Annotated in this window: 8 protein-coding genes and 1 pseudogene; 5 read left to right on the top strand and 4 right to left on the bottom strand. The window is 37.0% G+C overall.

Going from position 1 to position 8,299, the window contains the following annotated elements; all coding sequences use genetic code 11:
• Both AC2JBO_RS40415 and AC2JBO_RS40420 read right to left on the bottom strand, forming a co-directional pair.
• A pseudogene (locus AC2JBO_RS40415) lies at positions 1-470 on the bottom strand (hypothetical protein); the annotation flags it as partial.
• Between the two features lie 18 nt (positions 471-488).
• On the bottom strand, positions 489-1,217 hold the full coding sequence (locus tag AC2JBO_RS40420; RefSeq protein ID WP_496959272.1) for a phage baseplate assembly protein V: 729 nt from the start codon (positions 1,215-1,217) through the stop codon (positions 489-491).
• Positions 1,218-1,924: 707 nt separating this feature from the next.
• Between AC2JBO_RS40420 and AC2JBO_RS40425 the strand changes: the two genes are divergently transcribed.
• Positions 1,925-2,191 carry a hypothetical protein gene (locus tag AC2JBO_RS40425; RefSeq protein ID WP_496959265.1) on the top strand — a complete coding sequence of 89 codons (267 nt, stop codon included), beginning with the start codon at positions 1,925-1,927 and terminating at the stop codon, positions 2,189-2,191.
• Positions 2,192-2,645: 454 nt separating this feature from the next.
• On the opposite strand, the gene AC2JBO_RS40430 is transcribed toward AC2JBO_RS40425, so the two are convergent.
• Positions 2,646-3,563 carry a hypothetical protein gene (locus AC2JBO_RS40430; RefSeq protein WP_496959266.1) on the bottom strand — a complete coding sequence of 306 codons (918 nt, stop codon included), beginning with the start codon at positions 3,561-3,563 and terminating at the stop codon, positions 2,646-2,648.
• Between the two features lie 728 nt (positions 3,564-4,291).
• Here AC2JBO_RS40430 and ispE point away from each other — a divergent pair.
• The 3 genes from ispE to AC2JBO_RS40445 all read left to right on the top strand — a co-directional run bounded on the left by ispE (position 4,292) and on the right by AC2JBO_RS40445 (position 5,938).
• Positions 4,292-5,242: a 4-(cytidine 5'-diphospho)-2-C-methyl-D-erythritol kinase gene (gene ispE / locus AC2JBO_RS40435; RefSeq protein ID WP_496959267.1), complete on the top strand. Its 951-nt coding sequence runs from the start codon at positions 4,292-4,294 to the stop codon at positions 5,240-5,242.
• Between the two features lie 145 nt (positions 5,243-5,387).
• Entirely contained in the window at positions 5,388-5,714 is a 327-nt protein-coding gene (locus AC2JBO_RS40440; RefSeq protein ID WP_496959268.1) for a DUF3082 domain-containing protein, read from the top strand.
• A gap of 101 nt (positions 5,715-5,815) precedes the next feature.
• Positions 5,816-5,938, top strand: a complete 123-nt coding sequence (locus tag AC2JBO_RS40445; protein ID WP_496959269.1) for a hypothetical protein — start codon at positions 5,816-5,818, stop codon at positions 5,936-5,938.
• A gap of 15 nt (positions 5,939-5,953) precedes the next feature.
• Here the strand turns inward: AC2JBO_RS40445 and AC2JBO_RS40450 are convergent, their stop codons facing one another.
• Entirely contained in the window at positions 5,954-6,898 is a 945-nt protein-coding gene (locus AC2JBO_RS40450) for a fatty acid desaturase (protein WP_496959270.1), read from the bottom strand.
• A gap of 524 nt (positions 6,899-7,422) precedes the next feature.
• Here AC2JBO_RS40450 and AC2JBO_RS40455 point away from each other — a divergent pair.
• The coding region (locus tag AC2JBO_RS40455) for an alpha/beta hydrolase family protein (RefSeq protein WP_496959271.1) at positions 7,423-8,299 on the top strand (877 nt) is incomplete at its 3' end.

Here is an 8,299-nt window from a genome sequence, read left to right on the forward strand (position 1 = left end):
TTTTGTAAGCGAGTCTGGCGCCCGTTTGAGATATCTTCCTGCAAAACCGTTATCATAAAGTCAAGGGTTTTGAGCGTATCATCGATAGTTACGCCTTGTGTCGCAAGTAACCCAGGACGTAAAATGTCGGGGTCTGCGCTTGAATGCTCTTGATAGTACTTACGAGTATTAACTAGAGTAGTTAATAAGTCAGCTTGGTTAAAGTTAACTTTAGCTTTTGGTAGATTTGCCGCATCAAGAATTTCGTTACCTTGAACCGTGTATCTATATTGTCTTGCTTCATCAATTACCTTGTAGGCATCAGAAGCTTGTGCAATTTGATAGTTTTGAGCTACAATTGATACTTGTGGCTGCGTATAATCCGCTTTAACTAAATTCTGTGAACAGCTGTTTAAAGCAACTTTAGACAGTACTGACAGTAAACACAAGCCGAGAGATAGGTAAAATTTGCGACTAAATTTAAAACGCATAAAACGTAGAAACGACTTCTACAGGTAAATGATAGGGTGAATTGACGAAAATAAACAGCAACTAAGATGTTTGACGACAAGACGCGATGTGAGTATACTTGGTTTCCTTAAAAAGTAGCGTATGGTGGTATTACCTCCCATTGCTAACTTTACGCTAGTAGGAGAAACTTCTATGCTGCTACAACCAGATTTAAGACTTATCTTTTGGGGTGCCGTTAATTCTATTTCACCAGTTGCTTTAAGAGTAATTTTTCTGCCACTATCACTTAAAGTATTACTCTGACCACCACATGTTTTAATTTCAATTTCTTTATTTTGGTCGTCTAATAAAACTTGATGTCCTCCTTTTGTTTTAATCGTGATTTTCTTTTCAGTATCGTTGATATCAACCTGGTTCCCTGACACGGTTTTTAGGTAAATACCTTTTTTGCTACTACCTTTGTCTTCTTCAACAAACTGTAAAATATGCCCCAATCTCGTTTTAATTGTTCGCAGTCGTACTTTACCATCTGCTACTGAGTCTTCAACAGATGTAGGTGGTTTATCCGTACCATTCCAAACACCACCAATAACAAAAGGACGATGAATATCACCATGTTCAAATGCAACTAATACTTCGTCATTGACTTCGGGTAAACAATCAAAACCGCGACTGGCGCCAGCACCTATTGATACAACTCTTGCCCAGTCGCTTTCATACTCTTCAGTCAATGTTGGAAATTTTACTCGCCAAAATAAAATTAAAATTGGCGTCTGCCGAGATCACGGGTGTCGGCTCAAGTTTGAGTTTACGCGGAACAGCATAAACCCAAGTTTTTTTTGTACTTACATAAACATTTTAGGAAAGGCATTGGGATATCTACTCACTGCCTGTTTGACAATTAGTACTGACTTAAACAATTAAATGTGGTGCCACCGTTGAAGTCGTAAAGCAGGTTAAGAAATCTTACTGGCGGCGCCTCTTACCACGGTTTTGCGTCATCCTAGACCAATACTCGTCACTTTTACAGCTATTAAATATCACGGTGTTGTTGGTTGAATTAAATTAATTTTATTATCCATTACAGAAAATAAAGTTTCACCAAATAATTGAATAAAAATATTGTCATGGAATCTAAACAATCCGTAAATAAAAGTAGGAATTGATAAAACAAAGAAAACCATGCTGTAAATATTGAGTTTCTTCATACAACATCTATCTACATATAAATGATATTTAACTAAACGGCGCCTATGTAATTTATTTATACAATGCGGGCACCAATTAATCAGGAGTGTTGGCATAACTTTAAACAAGTGTAGAGAGCGGCACCTGTCGCCAAATACGTTTTTTTAATTAAATATTTTTTTGTAAAATAAAAATGTAAAAATTATATTAATATATATTAGGTTGGCTCACAAAACCAACGCAACTTTCTATCCACTGTAAATTTGTATAAAGCAACAAAGTTATCATGACACAATCAATAAACGCACACACAGTTAAAGCTTTTATCGATACAGAAAAGACTCTTAATAAATTACCAACACCTGTAGGTAACGCGGTGCCAGAACATGAAAACATCAAACACACTCTTATTGGTTCACAACGTGCGGTTACGAGTACCATTCGAGTTTTACATCAGTTAGGATATGCTGATATAAACGAATGGAGTCCACTTTTACCTAGCTCTAATCCTGGTGAAGTAATCAGCGTACTTATACGGAGTATTACCGTTTAAGAAAATACTCTTTATCTATAACTGAAAAGATGGCGCCGCTCGCACAGCGAGAATTCAAAATTCAAAATTCAAAATTCAAAATTCACTCCGGTAAGATGGTGTTGATATATCTTCAACTACATATAGATTTGAGAGTATTGAATTACTTCCTTTATTTTGAACTTTTCCGGTATAGGAACAAGAATGAATTTTGAATTGTTGAATTGTTGAAGGTGCCATATATAGGAATATACTCTTTTTACAGTGGGTGGGTAAATTACTACTAAAATGAGTATAAGCAATGAATGCGCTCTAATCTATCGTTACTCATATTACATTCTCTTTGCTGACAGTAGTTGTTAACAATTATAAATGTTATATTATAATTTAAATTTAATAAATAATAAATTTAAATTATAATAAGATAAAAATAAATATTGAGTAACTTCAGTGTTTTATACCAACAATAATTTTTTTAGCTTTTCATAACTGAATTTGCGCTTTGGGAAGGTAAAACAAGTAAAGAACGGTTTGCTTTCTCAATAGTTGAAAATATCTCTTCCTGTATAGGCGTTAATAATGTTGGCTGTTTACCGAAAAATGCAAGCAAGTTATCAATCACAAAATCTCGTTTAGGCAAAGCATACAGGTTTTGCATTCTAGCCAGCAATTGCCGCATTAATTCACAGTTATCATCAGATAATTCAACCAATAACAGATGTTCAATTTTAACAGTATATTCTCCATCCCAAGTTTGAATAGTACAAGAAAATTCGCCTACATTGGTAATGGTGCCCCAACATCCATTTTTCCCTCGTAACTCAGGGTTATTTTTGGGAAGCAGTATGCATATCTCTCCAACACGATAAGGATTTGGCAATTTTGTTCGTTCTTGAATTTTATCCACAATGCTTTTTACCACTTTAGCTGATGGTACTTTTCCACCAGCTTTTTCAACAGCTTGTTTCCAAGCAGAACGTTGTTCATCTGGCTCTAAAGATGCAAGACTTCTGATTTGATATTCGTTAGTAGGTAAAATGTGATCGAACTGATCACATTGTTCAGATAAGTTATCAATGACATGAGAAGCCTGAATCAATAAATACGGTTGGCGCCGACTGTTATAGCCAAATCGATCAAGGCAATATTCCTCAAAAGTCTTGTGAGTGTTGCGATATAAACGCTTGTCCCTAATAATTTTAAGCGCACGTCCTGCTTCATAAAATGCCCTATCTATACATTTTTCAAGGTGTTCACGCTCCCGCTGTTCATCATCAGAAAGCGCTAGAAACTCTTGAAATGATTTATTCAGATTATATTTACCAGGTGTTTCACTAACCTTTATTTTAAATAAATTCTTTTGTTCACTCAATATTATCCAGCTTTGCTGCATACTTATGCCTGCGCCTTATTTATCTCACTAGAGTATATTTACTATATTAGAACAAAACCTCTCTATTAAAATGTAAATAATTGTTTCATCAGTAATGAAGATGCTGTTGTAATAAAAATTTCTATTACAGAAAGTTTTAAGTATTCAAAAATAAACATTGTGTGAAATCTAGATATGGAAATGGCTTTCCCAAAAACGGCGAGTTTAAAACTATTAAGTTTTGTTAAATACTTCCAAAAATTGTCATCACCCTAAAGATAGGCATATTACCAAGCTTTATTATCATTAAAAGTACTTTTTGTCAATGCTGGTAAGTGAAGTCCATTCAGATGCTTGGATGCGTGCGACGAGTTTTGCTTTCCTGAACTATCTGGCTTGAATATCGAAGCTTCTCCTTCTTTGACTTCAAACCAATCTTTTCCAAACGCATCAATTATATTGGGCTTATGAGTGACAAATAGTGTTTTTGTACTAGTATTAGGAATTGTCGTTTATCTCAAATAATCATGGAAAAAGAAAATTTTAATGAAGATTTAATAGAACTAAAATACTAAAAAGATTTGAATTGGTAAATGCTTCTTGATAGTTAATATTATGTCCGGTAGCATGACCTGAATCAGATCCTTGTAGAAATGACATAATACATTAAGTACAGATAATTATGGCGGTAATTAGTTTGTTGTATGCGCTGCAAAGGTATATTTAAGCAGACGAGTTAATGTATAGCGATGCAAGGTTATAGTTTAGTAGCTCCTGCCAAAATCAATTTATACTTGGAAATCATCGGCACCCGTGATGATGGGTATCATGAGTTAGCGATGGTGATGCAAAGTATTGACCTAGCTGACCAAATAGATATTACAGCAAACGGTAGCGAAAATATTCGTGTGCAGTGTGATAACTTGGAAGTGCCTCTCGATAAAACTAATCTTGCTTACCGTGCAGCGGAGTTAATGACCAAAGAGTTTCCTGAGCAGTTTGCGAAGCTTGGAGGAGTTGATATAAAAATTCACAAACGTATACCTGTAGCTGCTGGGTTAGCTGGTGGTTCCACAAATGCAGCTGCAGTATTGGTAGGGATAGATTTATTATGGAAGTTAGGACTTACTAAAGTTGAGATTGAAGAGTTAGGCGCCAGTTTAGGTTCAGATATTCCGTTTTGTGTAGCGGGTGGAACTGCGATAGCAACAGGACGAGGTGAACAGCTTGCAGAAATTTTAGGGTTAGACAATATATATATAGTATTAGGCAAGCATCGTAGTCTAAGCGTATCTACACCTTGGGCATATAAAACTTATCGTGCTACATACGGTAATACATATCCTCAAGATACACAAAGCTTAACAGTGCGCGCTTCCTCTGTACACTCGGCGCCGATAATAAAAGCGATAGTTCACAAAGATGCTAGAGAAATATCGCTTTGTTTGCACAACGACTTAGAAAAAGTTGTTTTACCAGAGTATCCCAAAGTCTTAGAGTTACGCGAAGCTATGAAAACTGTGGGAGCATTAGGAACGATGATGTCTGGTTCTGGACCCAGCGTCTTTGGAATTTGCGAATCCTTTGAACATGCAGAAAACGTTAAACAACAAGTTCGTGCGTTAAACGGTAATGAAGATTTAGAATTGTTTACAACGCAAACTATTTCCCAAGGTATTCATTTAAAGTCATCTATGTAGGGTGCGTGACGCAATTACAATTCTTCAACGAAGCGATAATTTAGTAGCGTCACGCACCAATGGAGGTCACATATAACTCAACATCCGAGTGCGTAAAACAAAACAACATAACCAACAAAATTCATACCCCATTAAAAGGCAACATATGAGCGAAGAAAAGATAGAAAAATCATCAGAAACGCCAGCTAAGGAGACTATAACACCAGCCAAGTGTTTAATAGGCGCCGTCTTAGCGGGTGCAATGGCATACGGTTCATATAACCTAACAAGTGCAATAGCAACAACCTTTGCCAACAAACCCATACACACAACAAACCAAATAGTCGCAAACATCTCCTCAGTAGTCCGCTCCCTAGTAGTAGGAGTAGTATCACTAGGAATATGGGTCTTCGGAATAGTCGCAATAGGACTACTAGCACTTGGAATACAACTACTAGTACAAAACTCCAAAAAACAATCCTCAAACACCTAACCCCCAGAAACCCGGTTTCTTTACCACTGAACAAAACAATCTTCAACAGAAAAAAGAAACCGGGTTTCTCAACAACAACGCAAAATCATAAATGACCATACATGGCGCCATGTTCAGACTATCAAACACCTGGCGCCGCAAGGTTGTTAGTTGGAACTTTTTATTGGTTGATGTTGGGTTCCGCACTCGCGCTCCACCCAACCTACGTACTAAAGACACACTAGGAACAAAAAGAATAATTAAGGTAGGTATCCTAATTTAGCGATGATGTATTGGTTGACTTTTAAGTAACCTGGGTCGATGTACGCGAAGTGAGTGTTTAAATAGTGATGTGATTTTGGTAACGCATGAAAGGGAATAGATGGGTATAAATGGTGTTCTGCGTGGAATGACATGTTCCACATAAAAAGTTGTGTTGGTGTTAGTGTTAGTGTAGTGCGGGTGTTTGTCAGAAGATTACTGTCGCGCGTGCAACCAGTGTGTTCTGCTAGTAAAATAAAACGTAAGATAGGTTGACCGACAAAGAGCGGTAGTAGCCAGTATATAAAAAACCAAGGCTGGCCACAAACCATTGAAATACCAAGAGCTACTATATATGTAGCTAATTGTAAGCGAGTGGAACGAATAACTTCAGCGTGCGCGGACTCTGGGATAAATGGGTAATCTTCAACTTGGCCAAGTGCAATACGAAAATGTCCCTGTATTTTACCTTTCCACCAAAGTAAACCAGTCATTATCAGTAAATATTCACGCTTGTTGCTTGGTGTCAGGTCAGTTAGCTCTGGGTCTTTACCAGGAACGCGCGTATATAGGTGATGCCATTTGTGGTAATGGCGGAAAAAGGTGCTGTTGTAAAATGAAAGCACTCCAGCAAACCAAGCTACAATTTTATTCAGGTTCAGGGAAGCAAAAGCAGTGCGATGAACAGCTTCGTGCATTGGCGCGAACATCGAAGCTATACTAAAACCGTAGATAAAGAGTGCTGGTATTGCTACAAGCAAGTTACGGTTTCTTGTCCATAAGTAGCCACTACATCCCATAATGATAAGATGTAGAGCAAGTTGTACTAAACCTGGGATGTCAGAACGCGCGTTAAGTTCATTTAATTGCTGTTTACTCAAAATCCGATGTGGGTTTTGTACTTGAGATGCATGTTTCGGTAAAATAATTACATTATCGGACATAAGTTAAGAAGAGCGTCCCTATTCATAAATTGTTTTTCTTATAAGTATTTTAATCGGCACCGCTGATACATTGCCACTTAAAGTCATCTCCAATTGTTGTACGTGTCACATAAACAGCTAAAGTTCAAAGTTCAGTATTATCTATTTTGACAGTAAAATCTGGTGTAATGGTAACATTCATACCCGTCTTTGTCTGGCATCCCAATGTCACTAATAAGTATATCAGGCGCCGAATCTTCATGCGAATGGCTTAGTTTTGAAGATAACAATAAAATGAGTGAAAAGCGGCGAGCAATAAGGTAAATTTAGTGACACCATAATAACACCTCAACGAAGCAAATAATCATCAGGTGTCACGCACCTAAAAGCGCACGCGACAATTATAAATAGGTGCGCGACAATTATAAATAGGTGCGTGACGCTACAAGGACTATTACTGCGTTGAAATTTTTTCGTAGCGTCACACACCCTACAGTTTTTATGTCCCGGTTGCGTAATTATCATTATATAGATAAGGTGTAGATATGTTACGCAACCAAAATAATCATTTGACAAATTATATAAACACACCGAATATCGAATCAAATCTAAATATAACAAATTATCCGTTACAGATTAATAGGTCTATTTTTTATCAAAACGACGAACTGCAAAGTCCTACCCGTTGGCTAAAGTTACAAGGAACTATCACTGGTAACACTTTACTGGGTAGAGAACTACATGATATCAGTATTGAGTGGGCTGATGGTATTGCCAAAACTTTTAACCCAAATAAAAGTACGTGGATAGTTATTCATGGATTACAAAATAATTTACCCAAAGGAGATATTCTTGACCAACTAAGAGACATTAAAAACTTAGCTACTGCGGTTGATGGATTTTCTGCTGATGACCAAGTACTTGTTTTAGACTGGAGAAGCGCAGCTTACTCTCCAGGTTTAAATTACCGTGGAGATTTTAATATTCCAAATCCTGTAATTGCTCTTTCGTGGATTGACGCTGCTGCTACTTGGACTAGTAATATTTTAAAACAATTTGGAATTACTACACCAAATATTAATTTAATCGGTCACAGTTTCGGTAGCTATGTTGCTTCATCTATCGCTGCTGATGTTACAGGAGGCATTAACCGAATAATTGCTTTAGACCCTGGCAATTTAGAAATAGGAGGCAACAAGTATAAACAAATCGATTTTAGTAGGAATTCATACTGGTCTTGGGCTTTTTACGGTAGTGGGTTTGGTGATCAAGACCGAGCGAGAACAGCTGACGAATCTTTTATAATAGAATTTCCCTTCTCTACACAGTTTCCTGATATCCCTGGAGTCAACAAGGGACACGGCGCCGTTGAACAATTTTTTACTGCAATGCTCAACGAAGCCAACAATAAGCAGTACTATT

The sequence above is a fragment of the Calothrix sp. CBUCES-K 9914 genome (assembly GCF_059640475.1).

Bases quoted from the DNA above. Each gene is read 5' to 3' on its own strand.
- AC2JBO_RS40425 (WP_496959265.1), top strand. From the start codon at position 1,925: ATGACACAATCAATAAACGCACACACAGTTAAAGCTTTTATCGATACA.
- AC2JBO_RS40430 (WP_496959266.1), bottom strand. From the start codon at position 3,563: ATGCAGCAAAGCTGGATAATATTGAGTGAACAAAAGAATTTATTTAAA.
- ispE (WP_496959267.1), top strand. From the start codon at position 4,292: ATGCAAGGTTATAGTTTAGTAGCTCCTGCCAAAATCAATTTATACTTG.
- AC2JBO_RS40440 (WP_496959268.1), top strand. From the start codon at position 5,388: ATGAGCGAAGAAAAGATAGAAAAATCATCAGAAACGCCAGCTAAGGAG.
- AC2JBO_RS40445 (WP_496959269.1), top strand. From the start codon at position 5,816: ATGGCGCCATGTTCAGACTATCAAACACCTGGCGCCGCAAGGTTGTTA.
- AC2JBO_RS40450 (WP_496959270.1), bottom strand. From the start codon at position 6,898: ATGTCCGATAATGTAATTATTTTACCGAAACATGCATCTCAAGTACAA.